The sequence below is a fragment of the Phaeovulum vinaykumarii genome, assembly GCF_900156695.1.
Classification (GTDB): Bacteria; Pseudomonadota; Alphaproteobacteria; order Rhodobacterales; family Rhodobacteraceae; genus Bieblia_A; species Bieblia_A vinaykumarii.
In genome coordinates this window covers 715,670-735,749 of sequence record NZ_FTOM01000002.1, presented here as the reverse complement: position 1 = coordinate 735,749, position 20,080 = coordinate 715,670, and the positions used below count along the sequence as shown (strand labels likewise).

General features: G+C 68.4%; 18 protein-coding genes. 15 read left to right on the top strand and 3 right to left on the bottom strand.

Going from position 1 to position 20,080, the window contains the following annotated elements; genetic code table 11:
• Window positions 1–101: 101 nt before the first annotated feature.
• Window positions 102–305, bottom strand: coding sequence for a TOBE domain-containing protein (locus tag BW949_RS07720; protein WP_076364637.1), 204 nt, complete (start codon window positions 303–305; stop codon window positions 102–104).
• A gap of 387 nt (window positions 306–692) precedes the next feature.
• On the opposite strand from BW949_RS07720, the gene BW949_RS07715 reads away from it, so the two are divergent.
• From BW949_RS07715 to BW949_RS07655, 13 genes are all read left to right on the top strand, one after another.
• Window positions 693–1,514 (top strand): TOBE domain-containing protein, encoded by an 822-nt coding sequence (locus tag BW949_RS07715; RefSeq protein WP_235816230.1) that lies wholly within the window; start codon window positions 693–695, stop codon window positions 1,512–1,514.
• Window positions 1,515–1,588: 74 nt separating this feature from the next.
• Window positions 1,589–2,353, top strand: a complete 765-nt coding sequence (modA, locus tag BW949_RS07710; protein WP_076364931.1) for a molybdate ABC transporter substrate-binding protein — start codon at window positions 1,589–1,591, stop codon at window positions 2,351–2,353.
• A gap of 7 nt (window positions 2,354–2,360) precedes the next feature.
• The gene (gene modB / locus BW949_RS07705; RefSeq protein ID WP_076364635.1) at window positions 2,361–3,044 is read left to right on the top strand and encodes a molybdate ABC transporter permease subunit; all 684 of its coding nucleotides are present in this window, start codon (window positions 2,361–2,363) and stop codon (window positions 3,042–3,044) included.
• Complete coding sequence (gene modC / locus BW949_RS07700) at window positions 3,041–4,156, top strand: molybdenum ABC transporter ATP-binding protein (RefSeq protein ID WP_076364633.1); 1,116 nt, start codon at window positions 3,041–3,043, stop codon at window positions 4,154–4,156. Before modB ends, modC begins: the two co-directional genes overlap by 4 nt.
• A gap of 162 nt (window positions 4,157–4,318) precedes the next feature.
• On the top strand, window positions 4,319–5,152 hold the full coding sequence (modA, locus tag BW949_RS07695; protein WP_083947638.1) for a molybdate ABC transporter substrate-binding protein: 834 nt from the start codon (window positions 4,319–4,321) through the stop codon (window positions 5,150–5,152).
• Window positions 5,153–5,156: 4 nt separating this feature from the next.
• On the top strand, window positions 5,157–5,978 hold the full coding sequence (locus tag BW949_RS07690; protein ID WP_076364631.1) for an ABC transporter permease: 822 nt from the start codon (window positions 5,157–5,159) through the stop codon (window positions 5,976–5,978).
• The gene (locus tag BW949_RS07685) at window positions 5,959–6,720 is read left to right on the top strand and encodes an ABC transporter ATP-binding protein (RefSeq protein ID WP_083947637.1); all 762 of its coding nucleotides are present in this window, start codon (window positions 5,959–5,961) and stop codon (window positions 6,718–6,720) included. Before BW949_RS07690 ends, BW949_RS07685 begins: the two co-directional genes overlap by 20 nt.
• A 50-nt stretch (window positions 6,721–6,770) precedes the next feature.
• Window positions 6,771–9,626 carry an ammonium transporter gene (amt, locus tag BW949_RS07680; RefSeq protein WP_083947636.1) on the top strand — a complete coding sequence of 952 codons (2,856 nt, stop codon included), beginning with the start codon at window positions 6,771–6,773 and terminating at the stop codon, window positions 9,624–9,626.
• 217 nt (window positions 9,627–9,843) lie between these two features.
• Complete coding sequence (locus tag BW949_RS07675; RefSeq protein ID WP_076364625.1) at window positions 9,844–11,142, top strand: extracellular solute-binding protein; 1,299 nt, start codon at window positions 9,844–9,846, stop codon at window positions 11,140–11,142.
• Between the two features lie 112 nt (window positions 11,143–11,254).
• A complete protein-coding gene (locus BW949_RS07670; RefSeq protein WP_076364623.1) occupies window positions 11,255–12,220 on the top strand; it encodes an ABC transporter permease subunit in 966 nt (321 codons plus the stop codon).
• Between the two features lie 4 nt (window positions 12,221–12,224).
• On the top strand, window positions 12,225–13,067 hold the full coding sequence (gene ugpE / locus BW949_RS07665; RefSeq protein WP_076364621.1) for a sn-glycerol-3-phosphate ABC transporter permease UgpE: 843 nt from the start codon (window positions 12,225–12,227) through the stop codon (window positions 13,065–13,067).
• Window positions 13,067–14,143, top strand: a complete 1,077-nt coding sequence (locus tag BW949_RS07660) for a sn-glycerol-3-phosphate import ATP-binding protein UgpC (protein ID WP_076364619.1) — start codon at window positions 13,067–13,069, stop codon at window positions 14,141–14,143. The genes ugpE and BW949_RS07660 overlap by 1 nt, the downstream gene beginning before the upstream one ends.
• Window positions 14,140–15,123 carry an endonuclease/exonuclease/phosphatase family protein gene (locus BW949_RS07655; protein WP_076364617.1) on the top strand — a complete coding sequence of 328 codons (984 nt, stop codon included), beginning with the start codon at window positions 14,140–14,142 and terminating at the stop codon, window positions 15,121–15,123. Before BW949_RS07660 ends, BW949_RS07655 begins: the two co-directional genes overlap by 4 nt.
• A 127-nt stretch (window positions 15,124–15,250) precedes the next feature.
• On the opposite strand, the gene BW949_RS07650 is transcribed toward BW949_RS07655, so the two are convergent.
• Entirely contained in the window at window positions 15,251–16,054 is an 804-nt protein-coding gene (locus tag BW949_RS07650; RefSeq protein ID WP_076364615.1) for a 3-hydroxybutyrate dehydrogenase, read from the bottom strand.
• Window positions 16,055–16,490: 436 nt separating this feature from the next.
• On the opposite strand from BW949_RS07650, the gene BW949_RS07645 reads away from it, so the two are divergent.
• Both BW949_RS07645 and BW949_RS07640 read left to right on the top strand, forming a co-directional pair.
• Window positions 16,491–18,206 (top strand): extracellular solute-binding protein, encoded by a 1,716-nt coding sequence (locus BW949_RS07645; protein WP_076364613.1) that lies wholly within the window; start codon window positions 16,491–16,493, stop codon window positions 18,204–18,206.
• 233 nt (window positions 18,207–18,439) lie between these two features.
• Complete coding sequence (locus BW949_RS07640) at window positions 18,440–18,754, top strand: hypothetical protein (RefSeq protein WP_076364611.1); 315 nt, start codon at window positions 18,440–18,442, stop codon at window positions 18,752–18,754.
• Window positions 18,755–18,832: 78 nt separating this feature from the next.
• Here BW949_RS07640 and BW949_RS07635 read toward each other — a convergent pair whose 3' ends face one another.
• Window positions 18,833–19,696, bottom strand: coding sequence for a DUF502 domain-containing protein (locus BW949_RS07635; RefSeq protein ID WP_076364609.1), 864 nt, complete (start codon window positions 19,694–19,696; stop codon window positions 18,833–18,835).
• Window positions 19,697–20,080: the final 384 nt, after the last annotated feature.

Below are 20,080 nucleotides of genomic sequence, written 5' to 3'. Positions count from 1 at the left end.
CGGCCGCGCGGGGGCCAGCGGGCGCAGAAGGATCGGCGCAGACGGAACACGCGCGCCCGGATGGGGGCGAAAGGGGGGCGGCGGGCCCGCCGCCCGCGCCCTCACTTGCCGATGATCACATCCGAGGCCTTGACGATCGCGCTGGCCGCATCGCCGACCTTCAGATCCAGATCGGCCACGGCTTCGTTGGTGATGGCCGCGGTCAGGATCGACCCGCCCAGGTCGATCTGCACATGCGAGGTCACCGCGCCCTTCTCGATGGCCACGACCTTGCCGGCCAGGGTGTTGCGTGCGCTGAGTTTCATGGGAATTCTCCTTTCATCGGGCCTGCCGGCCCAACCGGCAGACCGGGCCGCGACAGGGCGGCCTGCGGACATCTTCTGCCCCGCAACCTGCTTTGCAATATGAGAAAAACTTACATAACGCCCGGCGGCGGCGCGGCGCGGGGCCTGCGGCGGCTGTCGTGATCGGTGCACGCGGGGCGGGGGAATCGCACGGGCCATTCCGGTGCCGCCCAGGAATTGGGCACGTTTCGGGAACGCGCCCAATTCTTGCCCCCGCGCCCCCGGTTTGCTGCGTCGGAACGTCACCTCGAAACGCTATATAGTCCAAACTCACAGCGGATGGCTTGCATTCACCGCCGCAGCCACCGCGATATAGGCGAACCATACAACGACACCGTGACACCGCACATGAACCGCCCCACCCCCGTTTCCCTGCCCGAAAGCCGTCTGCGCGCGGGGCTGTCGCTCCAGCGCGAAGGCGCCGGCAAGGTCGGCAGCGAGCGCATCCGGCTGTTGCGCGCCATCGAGACCCACGGCTCGATCGCGGGCGCCGCGCGCGAGCTGGGCCTGTCCTACAAGGCCGCCTGGGACGCGGTGGGCACGCTCAACAACCTCTTTGCCGAACCGCTGGTCGAGGCCGCCCCCGGCGGGCGCGCAGGCGGCGGCACGCGCGTCACCGGCGCCGGCCGCGCCCTGATCGAGGGCTTCGTGCTGCTCGAGGCGTCGCTGTCGAAAAGCCTTGCCGCCTTTGACAGGGGGCTGACGCGCCAGCCGGGCGGCACGATCGACACCTTGTGGAGCTTGATGATGCAGACCAGCACCCGCAACACCTTCCGCTGCACCGTGACCGGGGTCCGCCAGGGCACCGTCAACGCCGAGATCGACCTGGCCTTCAGCGACGGCCAGGAGCTGCGCGCCGTCATCACCGAGCGCAGCGCCGAGGACATGGGCCTGGCGCCCGGAACCGAGGTCTTTGCCCTGATCAAGGCCAGCTTCGTGATGCTGGCCACGGGCGATGGCGGGCGCGTGTCGGCCTGCAACCGGCTGGCGGGCACCGTCGCGGGGCGCACCGACGGCCCCATCAACAGCGAGATCACGCTGGATCTGGGCGCGGGCAAGACCCTGACCGCCATCGTCACCCGCCACAGCGCCGAGACGATGGGCCTGACCGAAGGAACCGCGGCCACCGCGCTCTTCAAGGCCAGCCACGTCATCCTGGCCATGCCCTGAACGCCGAACGCCGAACGCTGAAGCCGTTCTCCGAAATCGCCCCCCTCCTTCCCCCGACAGAAAGGACAATGTTCATGACCTTCGCCAAGCTCTCCCTGCGGGCCGGTTCCGCCGCGCTGGCCGCCCTCCTCGTCCTGGGTGCGCCGGCGCGCGCGGCCGAAACCATCGCCGCCGTGGCCGCCAATTTCACCGATGCCGCGACCGAGATCGGCGCCGCCTTCACCGCCGCGACGGGCCACGCGGTCACCTTCAGCTTCGGCTCGACCGGCCAGCTTTATGCCCAGATCACCCAGGACGCGCCCTTCGAGGTGTTCCTGGCCGCCGACCAGGCCCGCCCCGAAAAGGCCGAGGCCGACGGGCTGGCCGTGCCCGGCTCGCGCTTCACCTATGCGGTGGGCAAGCTGGTGCTGTGGAGCGCCGACCCCACCCTGATCGACGGCACCGAGGCCGCGCTGAAGGCCGAAGGGACCGATCACATCGCCCTGGCCGATCCGGTCACCGCCCCCTATGGCGCGGCCGCCGTCGAGGTGATGGAGGCGCTGGGCGTGGCCCAGACGCTGGCGCCGCGTCTCGTGCAGGGCAAGAGCATCAGCCAGACGCATCAATTCGTGGCGACCGGCAATGCGACGATGGGTTTCGTGGCGCTTTCGCAGGTGGTCGGCGATGAAACCGGTTCGCGCTGGACGATTCCGCAAGATCTCTACAGCCCGATCCGTCAGGATGCGGTCCTGTTGAACAAGGGCGCCGACAGCGAGGCCGCGCTGGCCTTCGTCGACTTCCTGAAGGGGCCGCAAGCGCGGGCCATCATCGAGAAATACGGCTACGGCACGGGCGAGTGAGAGACGGATGACAGAAGGGGTTCTCTTCGACGCGGCCATGATCGAGACGCTGTTGCTGACGCTGAAGCTGGCAACGGTCACGACGCTGGTCCTGCTGCTGGTGGGAACCCCTCTGGCGTGGTGGCTGTCACGGGCGGGCGGCCTCTGGAAGGAGGTCGTCGCCACGCTCGTGTCGCTGCCGATCGTGCTGCCGCCCACGGTGCTGGGCTTCTATCTGCTGATCGCCATGGGCCCGCATTCGCCGCTGACGGCGATCCTGGGGCGCAAGCTGTCCTTCACCTTCGAGGGGCTGGTGGTGGGCTCGGTGGTCTATTCGCTGCCCTTCGTGGTCAACCCGATCCGCAACGCCTTCGAGGCGATGGGCCCGCGCCCGATGGAGGTGGCCGCGACGCTGCGGGCCTCGCCCTGGGACGCGTTCTTCACCGTGGCGCTGCCGCTGGCGGCGCCCGGCATCTTCACCGGCGCGATCCTGGGCTTTGCCCATACGGTCGGCGAATTCGGCGTGGTGCTGATGATCGGGGGCGGCATCCCCGGTGAAACCAAGGTGCTGTCGGTGACCATCTTCGATTATGTCGAGACGCTGCAATGGGGCAAGGCGCATGTGCTGGCCGGCGGCATGCTGGGGCTGTCCTTCGTGGTCATCCTGGCGATGATGCTGATCGAGCGGCGGCTGAACGGGGGCAAGCGATGATCGAGGCCGCCTTCTCGGGCCGTCTGGGCAGCTTCGCGCTGGACGCCGCCTTCCGCGTCCCGGCGCGCGGGATCACTGCGCTCTTCGGGCCGTCGGGCTGCGGCAAGACCACCGTCCTGCGCGGCATCGCCGGGCTGATGCGGCTGCCGGGGGGCCGGCTGCGCGTCAACGAAGAGGTCTGGCAGGACGGCCGCCGCTTCGTGCCGCCGCATCGGCGCGCCATTGGCTATGTCTTTCAGGAGGCCAGCCTCTTTCCCCATCTGTCGGTCCAGTCCAACCTGACCTTCGGGCTGCGCCGCCATCGCGGCCCGGCGCAGATCGGGCTTGAGGAGGTGGTCGATCTGCTGGGGATCGCGCCGCTCTTTGACCGGCCGGTGCCGCTTTTGTCGGGCGGCGAGCGTCAGCGCGTGGCGATCGGGCGCGCGCTCCTGTCCCAGCCGCGTCTCCTGCTGATGGACGAGCCGCTCTCGGCGCTCGACCGCATGTCCAAGGACGAGATCCTGCCCTATCTCGAACGGCTGCATGCCAGCCTGTCGATCCCGGTCATCTACATCAGCCACGACATCGCCGAGGTCGAGCGGCTGGCCGATACGCTGGTGCTGATGGAGGCCGGGCGCGTGCGCGCGCAAGGCCCGCTGGCCGAGCTTCTGGCCGACCCGGCGTTGCCGCTGATCCACATGCCCGAGCCGGCCGCGGTGCTGGAGGGCGCGGTGATCGGGACCGACCCCGACTATGGCCTTTCGGAAATTTCGGTGCCGGGCGGCAGCCTGGTCGTTCCCGGAAATCTCGGGCCGCTGGGGATGCGCCGGCGGGTGCGGGTGCCGGCCAGCGACGTCAGCCTCGGCCGCCATGCGCCGGCCGACACCACCATCCTGAACGCGCTGCCCGCCCGCATCGAGGGGGCCGAACAGACCTCGGATCATCAGGTCACGGTGCGCCTGCGGCTGGGCGAGGACGGCCACGGTGCCGCCCTTCTGGCGCGGGTGTCGCGCAAGTCCTGGGACCGGCTGGCGCTGCGCGCGGGCGAGACGGTCGTGGCCCGGCTCAAGGCGGTGTCTCTGGCCGATCCCGCGCGCGACATCGCGCCTTCGGAGCCTGTGCCGCCGCCCTGAGGCACTCTGCGCGCGCCCCGCTCCGGGCGCTCCCCGATCTCCCGACCCCTCCCGCCCCGGTGATGGCCCAAGGCCCCGCCGCAGGGCTGTTGCGGCCTGGGCATGCACGCGCAAGCTGTGCCCGCCTGACATGCGCCGCCCCAACCCGAAGGACCGCTCCCGATGCAAACCACGCCCCCCGCCCCCGGTTCCCCCCGCCTGAAGACCCCCCGCCCGCGCGCCACATCCCGCCGCGCGGTCCTGCGGCTGGCCGCCCTCTTCTCGGTCGCGCTGGCGCTGGCTTTGCCCGCGGGCGCATGGGCCGAAAGCCCGGTGCTCCACGTCTATTCCGGCGCCGGTCTGCGCCCCGCGGTCGAGCCCCTGGCCCAGGCCTTCGAGGCCGAGACCGGCACCCGGATCGCGCTGGAATACGGCGGCACCGGCCAGATCCTGGCGCGCGCGCGCACCACCGGACGGGGCGATGTCTTCCTGGCCGGAACGCGGTTCTTCTCGGACAAGCTGGCGGCCGAGGGGCGGATCTCGGGGGTGGTCGCGCTGGGCATCCATGCCGCCGCGATCGGGGTGACGCCCGCACGCGCCGGTGCCATCACCGGCGTGGCCGATCTGGCGCAGCCGGGGCTGCGGCTGGCGCTGGGCGATCCGCAGGCGATGGCGCTGGGCCGCACCGCCGACGAGATCATGGACCGCTGCGGTGACGCGGCCGCGATCCGCGCCAATACGGTGGTGCGCACCACCACGCTGCAACAGCTGGCGCTGCATGTGGCGCAAGGCAATGTGGATGCCGCGATCCTGTCGGTTTCGGCCGCGCGCCCGCATGGCGACAAGATCCGGATCGTGGCCATCCCGCTGGCCTGCTACACCCCCGAGGAGATCACCGCGGGCGTCCTGTCCAGCGCGACCGACCCCGCGCGGGCGGCGGAATTCGTGGCCTTCCTGGCCTCGCCGCGCGGGCAGGCCGCCTTTGCCGCGGCAGGCTTTGCGGCGCCGGCGGACTAGGCCGATGCCAGGGCTGGCCCTTCTGGTCTGGGTGCCGCTGGTGGCGGTGGTGGCCACGATCCTGGGCGCGCTGGGCGCCCTGATCGCCGAGCTGCCACCCGCCAGCCTGATCGAGGCGCTGGCCGCCCCCGAGACGCGCTTTGCGGTCGGCTTGTCGCTGCGGGCCTCGCTGACGGCGCTGGGGCTTGCGCTGCTGCTGGGGGTGCCCACGGCCTGGCTGATCGCGCGCCGGCGGTTTCGCGGCAAGGCGCTGGTCGAGACGGTGCTGGACCTGCCGATGGTCACGCCGCCCCTGGTCGCGGGCATCGGGCTGATGCTTCTGCTGGGCCACGAGGCCCCGGCAGGCCGCGCGCTGTCGGGGCTGGGGGTCGAGATCCTGTTCTCGCCCGCGGGCGTGATCCTGGCCCAGACCTATATCGCCACCTCGGTGATCGTGCGGGCCGCGCGCGCGGCCTTCGGCGCGGTCGACCGCGGCTATGGCGACAGCGCCGCCACCCTGGGCGTGCCGCCCTTCTGGCGGTTCCTTCTGGTCGAGATCCCGATCGCGGGGCGCGCGCTGATGGCGGCGGCGGTGCTGGGCTGGGCGCGCGCATTGGGCGAGTTCGGCGCGACGCTCATGGTCGCCGGGGCGACAAGGCTGCACACCGAGACCCTGCCGATGGCGGTCTATCTGAACATGGCCAGCGGGCGCATCGACATCGCCATTGCCTGTGCGCTGGTGCTGCTGGCGCTGGCCTTTGCGCTGTTGCTGGCGCTGCGCCTGCTCAGCGCCGAGAAACCCGACCCCCTGCACGACGAGGATCCCCATGCACGGATTGCAGCTTGAGGCCGTGTCCAACGCGGTTCTGGCGCCGCTGGACCTGAGCCTGGCGCCGGGCGAGGCGCTGGCGATCCTTGGCCCCTCTGGCGCGGGCAAGAGCACGCTGCTGAAGATCATCGCCGGCCTTCTGCCGCATCGCGGGCGGGTGATCTTCGCCGGGCGCGACCTGACCGGCGTGCCGCCCCATGCCCGCCGGATCGGCTACATGAGCCAGGATCTGCATCTGTTCCCGCATCTGAGCGTGGCCGCCAACCTGCGGCTTCCGCTTCTCTTTTCGGGGCTGAGCCGACGCGAGCAGACCGCGCGCATCCACCGGACGCTGGATCTGTGCGCGATCGCGCATCGGGCGGGGCGGCGGCCTGCGACGCTGTCGGGGGGCGAGCGGCAACGCGCGGCGCTGGCGCGCACGCTGGCGATGCGCCCGCGGCTGATCCTGCTCGACGAGCCCTTCGCCACGCTGGATGGCGCCACCAAGCGCGGCCTCTGGCACGAGCTGGACCGGCTGCGGCGCGGGCTGGGCATGTCGGCGCTGATCGTCACCCACGACCCCGAGGAAGCCGCCGCCCTGGCCGACCGTCAGGTTCATCTGAACCACGGCCAGTTGAACGCCGCGGCCATCGGCACGCTGAGGCAGGCCAGGCGCCCGCAGCCTGCCGCGGGAAGCGCATATTATCTTTGCAACCTGCACACGAATTATGCAGAGCCGCAAAATGGTGCGCCCAACGTCCTGAACGACGAGCGGCGTTAACCTCGTCTTTGGGGTTGCGATGCGTTGGTGGCTGCAATTGCGGAGGCTCCATGCGAAACCGAACCCTACCGATCTTGCTGGCCGGCCTGATCGCCCTGCCCGTCCCGGCCCTGGCCGAAGCCGACCGATTCACGCTGCAAAACAATCTGGACCATGTGTGGACCACGGTTGCGGCGGGGCTGGTCTTCTTCATGCAGGCCGGGTTCCTGCTGCTCGAGGCCGGGTCCGTGCGCGCCAAGAACAGCATCAACGTCGCCCAGAAGAACATGCTGGACTTCATCCTGTCCACGCTGGCCTTCGGCTGCGTGGGCTTTGCAATGATGTTCGGCGACAGCCTGGGCGGCTTTGTCGGCTGGGACAGCCGGCTTGCCTTCCTGAACACCGAAGGCGAATGGAACCTGACCTTCTTCGTCTTCCAACTGGTCTTCTGCGGCACCGCCGCCACCATCGTGTCGGGCGCCATCGCCGAGCGGATGTCGATCCTGGGCTATGTCCTGTGCACGCTGCTGATCGGCTGTCTGATCTATCCGGTCGCGGGCCATTGGGCCTGGGGCGGGCTGCTGAACGGCGCCGATGCCGGGTTCCTGGCGCAGATGGGCTTCATCGACTTTGCCGGCTCGACCGTGGTGCATTCGGTCGGCGGCTGGGTCGGTCTGGCCGCGATCATGGTGATCGGCGCGCGTCACGGCAAGTTCGACGAGAACGGGCGCCCGGTCGAGCTGCACGGCCATTCCCCGATCCTGGCAACCTTCGGCGCGATGATCCTGTGGGTGGGCTGGATCGGCTTCAACGGCGGCTCAACCACCGCCGGCACGCCCGCCTTCGCCCATATCATCGCCAACACCATGGTGGCGGGCGCCTTCGGCGGGCTGGCGCAATTCGCGCTGGGGCGCCTGACCGAGGGCTATCACAAGCCCGAATTCATGATCAACGGCATGCTGGGCGGGCTGGTGGCCATCACCGCAGGCTGCGATGCGGTCGGCCCTCATTCCGCGGCGCTGATCGGGGCCGCGGGGGGCACCGTGGCCTATCTGGCGCGCAATGCGCTGGAACGGCGCGCGCGGCTTGACGATCCGCTGGGCGCGGTGGCCGTGCATGGGGTTGCCGGCGCGCTGGGCACCATCCTGACCGGGGTCTTCGCCCGCGACGACGCCCTTCTGGCCGCCGACCGGCTGACCCAGGTGGGGGTCCAGGCGCTGGGCGTGGCGATCGTGTTCCTGTGGTCCTTTGGCCTGGCCTTCGCGGTGCTCAAGACCGTCAGCGTCCTGATGCGCGGCCCCGACGGGCGGCCGGGCCTGCGGGTGCCGCTCGAGGACGAGATCGAAGGGCTCAACATCGCCGAACATCACGCGCCGCTGGGGCTCGACAACGTGGTCCGCGCCATGCGCAAGATCGTGGAAGACCCGCGCGCCGAGGTGGCCGATATCCCGCTCGATCCGGGCGACGAATCCTATGAGGTGGGCGCGCTCTTCAACCAGATCATGGCCACGATCCGCGACCGCAACGCCTCCGAGCGCGCCCAGAGCGTGAATGTCTCGCAGATCGGCAGCTTCGTGGAATGTCTGTCACGGGTGATGGGCTGCTATGCCCAGGGCGATTTCGCCGCGCGGATCGGGTCCGAGGACATCCCCCCGGAATTCGCCGATCTGGCCCGCGCGATCGACGACATGGCCGAGAAGGTGCAGCACATGCTGAGCGAGATCGAGACCTCGGTCGGCGCGATGGCACAGGGCGACCTGTCGGTGCGGATCAACGGCGCCGAAAGCGGGGTCTTCGCCGCGATCCAGACCCAGATCAACACCAGCCTGGCCGATATTGCCCAGGTGATCGAGGAGATCGAACAGGCCGTCCGCCAGGCCAGCGCGGGCGATTTCGACACCCAGCTCCCCGAGGAGGGGCGCGCGGGCTTCCTGTTCCAGCTGTGCAACGGCGTCAATCGCATCAACCGGATCGCCACCTTCGGGCTGTCGGATATCTCGCAGGTGGTGGGCCGCGTCGCGCAAGGCGATCTGGACGCGCGGATGCGGGCCGACCATGTCGGCGCCTTCCGCAAGATCGCGGGCGATGTCAACGACATGGTGGACGAACTCTCCGGCATTGTCGCGGATCTTTCCGCCTCGACCCGCATCGTCGGCGAAACCGCCGACACCATCCTCAACCAGAACGATGCCGTCACGGCCGCGGCGCGCGCCAACCAATCGATGGTCACCGACCTGTCCGCGCGCGTGCGGGCGCTGGTCGAGAAGACCTCGGGCAACGGCAGCCGCGTGCGCGACGCGCAGAGCCGCGCGACCTCCGTGCGCCAGGCGGCCGAGGAAACCCGCGCCATCTCGCGCGAGACCGTGGCGCGGATGTCCGAGGCGGCGCAGGCCGTGCGCGAGATCAATTCCTCGCTCGACGAGATCGGCGACCTGGCCGCACAGACCCACCTCCTGAGCATCAACGCCTCGGTCGAGGCCGCGCGGGCGGGCGATCACGGCGCGGGCTTTGCCGTCGTCGCCGGCGAGGTGCGCGGCCTTGCGGCGCGGTCGGCCGACACCTCGCGCGAGATCGAACGCCATGTCGAGGCGGTCGAGACCAAGGTTCTGGATACCTCGCAGGGAATCGGCAAGACCGATTCGGCGCTCGACACCATCCTCGACAGCGCCGTGCATACCGCCGAGCTGATGGACGAGATCAGCGCCGTCGACGCCGAGGTGATCCGGGTCATGAACAAGATCGCCGCCGATCTGAATTCGATCGAGAGCTCGGCGCTGGGCAATCTGCGCGCCGCCGAAACCTCGGAACGCATGGCGCATGTCCTGCAAGACAGCGCGGCCGAGGCGCTGGCGAAGCTGGCGCGTTTCGCCGGCCCGGCGGCGGACAATCTGGCCACGCCGCCGCGCGCCGCCGCCAGCGGCGGCTGAGGCCGCGGACCGGCCGGGCCCGGCACAACGCCACCGGCGCAGCCCAGAATTTAATCATTGCAATACAAAAGAATTTCGTGACGCCGGCCCTCTCGAGCCGGGCCGAGCGCGCCCGTGTCCGCCTGCCGCAGGCGCTGTTGCAAGAGTTTCACACGACGGTCAGCGCGGCGTTACAAAGCCCTCCCAGTTTCCCGGCAAACCGAAGCTGGAGGCTCTCATGCTCAAATCCCTGACCTGTTCGACGCTGGCGTTCGCCCTGAGCGCGGGTGCGGCGCTCGCGCAGACCGACATCACCTGGTGGCACGGGATGGGTGGCCGCAACGGCGAAGTCATCAACGAGATTTCGCAGAAATTCAACGAAGCCCAGTCGGCCTGCCACCTGACGCCGCTGTCCAAGGGCACCTACGAGGAGGCGCTGGCCTCGGGCATCGCCGCCTTCCGTTCGGGCGAGCATCCCAACATCCTTCAGGTCTTCGACGCGGGCGCGGCCACGATCATCAGCGCCAAGGGCGCGACCATCCCCGCCGAGGATCTGATCAAGGGCGCGGGCAAACCCTTCGAGCGCAGCGACTTCATCGCCGGCGTGCGCCATTTCTACGCCGATTCCGAAGGCAAGTTCATCGGCATGCCGTTCAACTCGTCGGCGCCGATCATGTATGTCAACCTCGCGGCCTTCGAGAAGGCCGGGGTCGAACCGCCCAAGACCTGGGAGGAGTTCGAGGCGGTGGCGCCCAAGCTCAAGGACGCCGGCTATATCCCGCTGTCGGCCTCGCAGCTGACCTGGATGATGGTCGAGAACTTCAAGTCGCGCAACAACCAGCCCTTTGCCACCAACAACAACGGCTATGACGCGATCAAGGGCACCGAGCTGATCGTCAACGACGACAATCAGGTGATGATGTTCGACAAGCTCAAGGAATGGGCCGACGCGGGGCTTTACGGCTTCTACGGCGCGGGCTGGTCGGACAACCAAAAGCCCTTCGAGGAAGGCAAGGTGGCGATGTGGATCGGCTCGTCGGGCAGCTTCGGCGGCCTCCAGAAGACCGCCGTCATGCCCTTCTCGGCGGTGTTCATGCCCTATTGGGACGCCATCGAGGGCGCGGGCACGCAAAGCTTCATCGGCGGCGCGGCGCTCTTTGCCATGGCCGGCAAGCCCGAGGCCGAGAACGCCTGCACGGCCGAGTTCTTCTCGTTCCTGACCTCGCCCGAGATCCAGGTCTACTGGCACCAGAACACCGGCTATGTCCCGGTGACCGAAGCCGCCTATGAGCTGGCCAAGGCGCAGGGCTGGTATGACGAGCAGCCGGTCGCCGAGGTCGGCATCCAGCAGCTGATGCTGCCGGGCGGCGAATGGACCAAGGGCTATCGGATGGGCTTCTATCCGCAGATCCGCTCGATCATGGAACGCGAATTCAACCGCATCTTCTCGGGCGAAGTCACCCCGAAGGCGGCCTTCGACGTGATCGAGGAAGAAGGCAACGCGCTGCTGGCGCGCTTTGCCAAGACCGCCGGCTGATCGGGACCGATCCGTTCTCGCGGGCTCCGGAGACATCTCCGGGGCCCCTTTCCCGTTCCGGGACCGCCCCCTCGGCCCGCCCGCGCCCCCTTCCGACAGGTTTTCCGCGCCCATGACCGACACCGCCGCCCTTCCCCCCGGCCCCGCGCCGCAGGCCGTCCGCCGGCCGCGCAAGCCGCACCCACCCGCCGCGCCAGCCAAGCGGGTGCAGTTCGACCGCCCGCTCACGCCCTGGCTCTTCGTGCTGCCGCAGCTTCTGGTGGTGGCGATCTTCTTCTACTGGCCCTCGGTGCAGGCGGTGAATTCGTCCTTCTACCTCGAAGACCCCTTCGGCTTCGGCGCCAGCTTCGTGGGGATCGACAATTACCGCGAGGCGCTGTCCTCGCGCGAATATCGCACGATCGCGGCCTTCACTGCGGGGTTCTGTGCGCTGGTCACGGGGCTGGCGCTGGGGATCGGGCTGCTTCTTGCGGTCAAGGCCGACAAGGTCATCCGCGGGGCCAGCGCCTACAAGACCGCGCTGATCGCGGTCTATGCCATCGCGCCGCCGGTCACCGGGCTGATCGGGATGATGTTCTTTGACATGCATATCGGCCCGTTCAAGGATCTGGCTGCGCTGTTCGGACACGATCTGCGGGTGGGCATCGACTATGACGACACCGCGCTGGCGCTGGTGACGGTCGCGGTGTGGAAGCAGATCCCCTACAACTTCATCTTCTTCCTGTCGGGGCTGCAATCGGTGCCGGTGGCGGTGCGCGAGGCCGCCCTTCTGGATGCGCGCTCGGGCTGGCGACGGTTTCGGGACATCACGCTGCCGCTTCTGGCGCCGACCGCCTTCTTCCTGCTGGTCATCAACATCACCTATTCGCTGTTCGACACCTTCGCCATCATCGACGTGATGGTGAAGGACAAGCCCGCGAACAACCCGATGACGCTGGTCTACAAGGTCTATCTGGACGGCTTCAAGGGCAACGACATCGGCGGATCCTCGGCGCAATCGGTGATCTTGATGCTGGTCGTGGCGGCGCTGACGATCGTGCAGTTCCGCCTGATCGAACGCCGCGTGCATTACGGGTGAGGCCATGCAGAAGATCAAACCTCTCGACCATCTGATCCTGATCCTGGGCGCGGCCATCCTGATCGTGCCGGTGCTGATGGCCTTTGCCTCCTCGACCCATTCCGCGGCCGAGATCCACATGAACGGCCTCTATCTGGCGCCGGGCTCCGAAGGCGTGGCCACCTATCACAAGGTGCTGACCCAGCGCGGCGGCTTCACCGGCGAGGTGACGGGGGCGCGGATGCTGCTCAATTCGCTGATCCTGGGCGTGGGCTTTGCGGTCGGCAAGATCGTGCTGTCGATGATGGCGGCCTATGCGCTGGTCTATTTCCGCTTCCGCCTGGCCACGCCGATCTTCTGGGCGATCTTCACCACGCTGCTGCTGCCGCTCGAGGTGCGGATCATGCCCTCGTATCAGGTCATGTCGCAGCTGCATCTGCTCAACACTTACACCGGGCTGATCGTGCCGCTTCTGGCCTCGGCCACGGGCACCTTCTACTTTCGGCAGTTCTTCAAGTCGGTGCCCGATGAATTGCTCGAGGCCGCGCGCATCGACGGCGCCGGGCCCGTGCGCTTCTTCATCGACATCCTGGTGCCGCTGTCGCGCACGATGATGGCGGCGATCTTCATCATCATGTTCGTCTATGGCTGGAACCAGTATCTGTGGCCCATGCTGATGACCACCGACGAAGGGTTCTTCACCCTGATGCGCGGGATCAAGACGATCCTGCAGGTCTGGGTCGGCAGCCAGATCCCCGATTACAACGAAGCCTTTGCCCTTGCCGTGCTGGCCATGCTGCCGCCGCTTCTGGTGGTGCTGGTGTTCCAGCGCATGTTCATCAAGGGCCTGACGGAAAGCGACAAGTGATGGCCGGAATTACCTTTCAGGGCGTGGGCAAGACCTATGCGGGCAATGTCAACGCGGTGCGCGAGGTCACGCTTGAGGTCGCGGACGGCGAATTCATCGTGCTGGTCGGGCCGTCGGGCTGCGGGAAATCCACGCTTTTGCGCATGGTTGCGGGCCTCGAGGAGATCACCACGGGCCAGATCTCGATCGACGGGCGGGTGGTCAACCGGCTGGACCCGGCCGACCGCGACATCGCCATGGTGTTCCAGAATTACGCGCTCTACCCGCATATGAGCGTGCGCGAGAACATGGCCTATGGCCTGCGCAACCGCCGCACCCCGCGCGACGAGATCGCCCGCCGCGTGGACGACGCCGCACGGATGCTGGAACTGGGCCCCTATCTCGACCGCAAGCCCCGCGCGCTTTCGGGCGGGCAGCGCCAGCGCGTGGCGATGGGCCGCGCGATCGTGCGCCAGCCGGCGGCGTTCCTGTTCGACGAGCCGCTCTCGAACCTGGACGCCAAGCTGCGGGTGGCCATGCGCGGCGAGATCCGGCGTCTTCAACGGCGGCTGGGGACGACGGCGCTCTATGTCACGCATGACCAGCTCGAGGCGATGACGCTGGCCGACCGGCTGGTGGTGCTGAACGGCGGCCGGGTCGAACAGATCGGCGCCCCGCTCGAGCTTTATCACCACCCGGCGACGACCTTCGTCGCGGGTTTCATCGGCGCCCCGGCGATGAACCTTCTCGATGCAAGGATCGAGGGCGGGCGGGTCATGCTTGCAGGCCACGATCTGGGGCCGGCGCGCGGGCCTGAGGGGGCGGTGACGCTGGGCATTCGCGCCGAGGACATGCACCCGGCCGAGACCGGGCTGCCGATGGCGGTCGATTACGTCGAGGAGCTGGGCTCGGGGCGGATCGTGCATGGCGCCATCGACGGCCAGCCCGTGGCGCTGGCACTGGCGCCGGGGGCGGCGCTGCCGGCGCATCTGGCGCTGCACATCGCCCCCGAGGCGCTGCATCTCTTCGACACGACCAGCGGCAAGCGGCTGCCCGACGCCCTGCCCCGCCCGGCCCGCACCGGGGTGCCGGCATGATCCGCGCGACCTGTGATGCCCTGCCCGTTCCCGTGCCGCCCGATCTGAACGGCCGGCCCCGCGACAGCCAAACCCACGACCGTCTGGCCGCCGACATCCCCGCGCTGGGGCTGATCGAGACCGGCGGGCTGGCCCCGGCCGCGCCGCTGGCCCTGCCGCTTGGGGTGGCGGCCTGGAACCTCGAACGCTGTCTCTTCCCCGAGGCCTCGGCCGCGCATGTGGCCGATTGCGACCTGTGGCTTCTGTCCGAGATGGACAATGGCATGGCCCGCACCGCCCAGCGCCACACCACCGCCGAAATGGCCGCGGCGCTGGGCGGGCAGCATGCCTATGTGGTCGAATATCTCGAACTGGGTCTGGGCGCACCGATCGAGCGGGATTTCTGCACCGATGACCACAACGCCCGCGGCTTTCACGGCAATGCGCTGATCGCGCGCGGGGCTCTGCATGCCCCCTTCGCGCTGCGGCTCTTCGGGCATCGGCAGTGGTTTGCCGACCCCGAGCAACCCCGCCTGGGCGAGCGCGTGGCCCTTGGCGCGCGGATCGAGACCGAGGCCGGGCCGTTCCTGGCGGTCTCGACCCATCTCGAAAGCGCGGCCAGCCCGGCCCATCGCGCCGCCCAGATCGAGGGGCTGATCGCAGCGCTTGACCACGAATTTCCGCATATGCCGGTGCTGATCGGGGGCGATCTCAACACCGGCAACCATGCGGGCGGTGACTGGCGCGCCGAGCCGCTGTTCGACATCGCCCGCGCGGCGGGCTTTTCGGTGCATGGCGGCCCCGAGAACCAACCCACCACGCGCGCCTGGCTGCTCACGCGCTTTCCCGACCGGGTGATGAAGCTCGACTGGTTCCTGGCGCGCGGCATGCGGCTGGGCCCGGTCGAGATCCGCCCCGCCTGTGGCCCCGACGGCACGCCGCTGTCGGATCACGACGCGATCGTGACCCGGATCGAGGCGCTGGAGGCCGCCCCCGCCTGAGACGGGTGGCGGCCCATGGGCCCCGTCACAGCCACGGCCCCGTCACAGCCACGGCCCTGTCACAGCCACGGCCCTGTCACAGCCACGGCCCTGTCACAGCCACGGCCCTGTCACAGCCACGGCCCTGTCACAGCGCGGTCCAGCCGCCGTCGACCGAGATCGTCGTGCCGGTGATCTGTTCGGCCGCGGCCGAGCACAGGAAGACCACCGTGCCACCCAGTTGCTCGACGGTGGCGAATTCGCGCGAGGGCTGGCGTTCCAGCATCACCTTGCGGATCACCTCGTCGCGGCCCATGCCGTGGGTCTTCATCTGGTCGGGGATCTGCGCCTCGACCAGCGGCGTCAGCACATAGCCCGGACAGATGGCGTTGCAGGTGATCGGCGCCTCGGCGGTTTCCAGCGCGACGGTCTTGGTCAGCCCGACGATGCCGTGCTTGGCCGCGACATAGGCCGATTTGAACGGGCTGGCCGTCAGCCCATGCGCCGAGGCGATGTTGACCACACGCCCCCAGCCCGATGCGCGCATCCCCGGCAGGGCGGCGGCAATGGTGTGGAAGGCCGAGGACAGGTTGATGGCGATGATCGCATCCCATTTCTCGACCGGGAAATCCTCGATCGCGGCGACATGCTGGATGCCGGCATTGTTGACCAGGATATCGCAGCCCCCCGCCTGTTCGATCAGGGCGCGGCATTCGTCGCCCTTGCTCATGTCGGCCTTGATGTAGCGCACGGTGACGCCGAATTCGGCGGCCATGTCCGCGGCCAGCTGGTGATCCTCGTCGCGGTCGGTGAAGGAGTTGAGCACGACATCGGCGCCCGCGCGCGCCAGCTCGCGCGCGACCCCGAGCCCGATCCCCGAATTCGACCCCGTGACCACCGCGCGCTTGCCGCCCAGAGCCCCGCGCGCGCCATCCTTGTCCGCAATATCCATGAAACCCCCTTCTGGCCGTGCCGCCGCGCAGCAAACCGCGACGATTCGACCCTGATCCTAGCGCGCCCGGCGCCAAAGACCATGGTGCAGGGCACCGCTAAACTTCAGGAATACATGAAAAAAGCGCCCGCACAAAGCGGGCGCCAAGTCATGAGGCAGGTTTCATACAGGCAAGAAACCTATCGAGCAGTGACTCCTGTATAGCCCTAACTGCCTTGCACTCCAAGCTAAAAGTTTGCGCGGAGCGGCGTCGAGGGCTAGCTTCCGCCCTGAAATTTATGGGAAAGCGAGGATTGTTGCGATGCGGAGATCGGTGTTTTTCCAGCAATTCCTGATATTAGCAACTTTCTATTGGGTGCTGACGGCCCTCCAGACGCAACCAGTAGTGGCGAACACAATCCCTGCCGTTCAACCGGCGAATGGCGCTGCCATCGCAATGCAAGGCGCGCCGGCACTGCCGTCGGGCTTCGATTCCCTGCCTTATGCCAATCCGGACGCGCCCAAAGGGGGCGAAATCCGCCTGGGCGAGACGGGGGGATTCGATTCGCTCAATCCCTGGATTCTTAAAGGCCGCGCCGCCACGGGCATCGCCCAATTCACCGTTGAAACCCTGATGGGGCGTTCACTGGACGAACCCTTCACGCTTTACGGCCTGCTTGCCGAAAAAGTGACCACGGATGAAACGCGCTCCTATGTCGAATTCACCCTGCGCGAGGGGGCACATTTTTCCAACGGCGCGCCGGTCACGATCGAGGACGTGATGTGGTCCTATGAGACGCTGGGCACCCGCGGGCACCCGCGCTACCGCACCGCCTGGGCCAAGGTGGCGCGGATGGAGGCCACCGGCCCGCGCACGATCCGCTTCACCTTTTCCGAGCCCGACCGCGAACTGGCGCTGTTGATGGGGATGCGCCCGGTGCTTGAGCGCGCCTTCTGGGAGGGGCGCGACTTCGAGGCCACGCTTCAGGAGGCGCCGGTGGGCTCGGGGCCCTATGTCGTCGAAAGCGTCGAGCCGGGGCGCCAGATCACCTTGCGGCGCAACCCCGACTGGTGGGGGCGCGATCTGCCCTTCAACCGCGGCCGGCACAATTTCGACCGCATCCGCTTCGACTATTTCGGCGACCCCGGCGTGATGTTCGAGGCCTTCAAGGCCGGCGAGATCGACCTCTGGCGCGAGGGCAACGCCGCGCAATGGGCCCGCGCCTATGACTTTCCCGCCCTGCGCGACGGCCGCGTGCTGCGCGCCGAGATCCCGCATGAGCGGCCCTCGGGGATGAACGGGCTGGTCTTCAACACCCGCCGCGCCCTGTTTGCCGACTGGCGCGTCCGCGAGGCGCTGATCCTGGCCTTCGACTTCGAATTCATCTCGAAGACGCTGACCGGGGGCGCCGAGCCGCGCATCTGTTCGTATTTCTGCAACTCTACCCTGGCGATGCGTCCCGGCCCGGCCACGGGGCGCGTGGCCGCATTGCTGGCGCCCTTTGCCGCGCAGCTGCTGCCCGGCACGCTGGAGGGCTATGCCTACCCGACAGGCGCCGGCAACGGGCGCAACCGGGCCAATCTGCGCCGCGCGGTGGCGCTTCTGGCGCAGGCGGGCTGGCGTGTCGAGGACGGCGTTCTGCGCGATGCCAACGGCCGGCCCTTCGATTTCGAGATCCTGCTGCCCCAGGGCGCCGCCGAAAAGGCCGCCATCGTGGATATCTATGTCGAAAGCCTGCGCCGGCTGGGGATCACGCCGCGCATCACCGCGATCGACGACGCGCAGTTCGTGGCCCGGACCAATGCGTATGATTTCGACATGACCTGGTTCACGCGCGCGCTGTCGCTGTCGCCGGGCAACGAGCAGACCCTCTATTGGGGCGCCGAAGGCGTGACCCGGCCCGGCAGCCGCAACCTGATGGGCATGAACGACCCCGCCGCCGAGGCGATGATCGCGGCCATGCTCGAAGCCACCGACCCCGAAGATTACACCGCCGCGGTGCGCGCGCTTGACCGGGTGCTGACCGCGGGACGCTATGTCATCCCCATCTGGTATGCGCCGGTCTCGCGGCTGGCCTACAAGCGCGATCTTCACTTTCCGACCCGAATTCCGCTATATGGCGACTGGCCGGGCGTCGTGCCCGATGTCTGGTGGCATGAGGCAGAGCAATGAAGAAACTTCTTCTGGTGACCCTGATCGCGCTGGCCGGCTGCAACACCGTGGCCGGTGTGGGCGATGACATCTCGGGCGGGGCGCGGCGCGTGCAAAGCTGGTTCTGAGCGGCGCTTTCCGCCGCGGCGTGGCGGCGTTTTGTGCTTGACCCACGGGGCCTTGCATCCGAACCTTGGATGCAGGGCGGCCCGCATGCGGCGCCCCTCACGACGCAAGGCAGGGGAGGCCGCGCGATGAAATGGCACCACGTTCAGGACAATTGGTCGGCGTTTCTCGACGCCATCATGGACCGCTGGCCCGATGCCGATGAGGCCGAGCTTGAGGAAATCGACGGCGACCAGCGCAGCTTCATCGCCTATGTGGCCGAGATGACCGGCCAGTCGGTCGCCGACGCGCGCGAGGAAATCCGCGACTGGCTGACCGGCGAACTGCCCTCGGACGTGGTCATGGACCCGCGCCATGACAACCAGTCGATCGCGCTGTCGTCGAAATACATCCCCGAGGGCGAGGACGAATACGACGACGATGCCCGCTTCGGCGACGGCTGAGGCCGCCCCCCTCCGACATCCCCAGGACAAAGGCGCCCCGACCGGGCGCCTTGTGCATGTCCGGCGGCAAGATCGGGATCAGGGCTTGGCCGGTTCGACCGGGCCGAAACGCGCCACCAGATCGGCAAAGGTCTCGGAGGGGGTGCGCACCGGCAGATCGGCGCGGATCATCGGCGGCAGTTCCGGCGCGACCGAGGCCGCCTTTTCCGGGCGCGCCGCCGGCAGCTTGGCCGCGGCGGGACGGCGGCCCGGACGCGGTGCCCCGCCACGGCGCGGGGGCGGCGCGGCAGGTTTGGCGTTGGGATAGACAAGCCCCGCCGAGATGATGAGCTTGGCGGCATCCTCGACGCTCATGTCCAGATAGCGCACCTGCGAGCGCGGCAGGAACAGCAGGAACCCCGAGGTCGGGTTGGGCGTCGTCGGCAGGAAGACCGAGATCAACGGATCTTCGGGGGTGCCGGCCTCGGCGACCTCGCCCTTGGCCGACGAGGACACGAAGGCCACCGCCCACATGCCCTTGCGCGGATATTCGATCATGCAGGCGCGGTCGAATTTTTCCTCGCCCTGCGACAGGACGGTCTCGGCGATCTGCTTGAGGCCGTTGTAGATCGACCGCACCACCGGCATCTGCGCCACGATCCCCTCGCCCCAGCGGATCAGCGACCGGCCCATGTAGCCCTTGGCCAGCCAGCCCACCGTGGCCGTGAAGACCAGAAAGAAGATCACGCCCACGCCGCGCAGGTTGATACCGATATATTGCTCGGGCTGCCAGGCGGCGGGGATGACGGGCAGGACCACCCCGTCGATGAAGCCGGTCAGCGACCAGATCACCCAGCCGGTCAGGCCGATGGGCAGGATCACGACAAGCCCCGTGAAGAACGAGGACCGGACACCCGCGAACAGCGGCCGGCGACGAGAGGCGGGTCGGACAGGCTTGGTCATGTCAGATTTCCGGTTGAATGGCGACGAAGTGACGCAAATCCTATGTAGGGCGCAGCCGGCCCTGCCGCAATGCTGATGCCGGGCCATGGTGAAAACAACCCAAAGTCGCACGCCTGCGCCTGCCGCGCGCACCGAACGGCCCGACGCCCGCCGGTGCCGCATGGCGCGGGCGCTTTGCCGCCGAAACGGGCGACTGAGCAAGCACGGTCCTTTGCAGGGGCAGTGCTGAACAAGGGCGCGGCACGGAATCGCCCTCTCTGGCCGCGCGCGGCCAGAGAGGGGCGCGCACGACGAAGCCCGCGCGCACGGCAAGAATAACCCTGCGCGCCCCGCGGAAGGCGGGCGCGATCTGATGGGCACAACTCCCCCTGCCCGGCGCCCCCA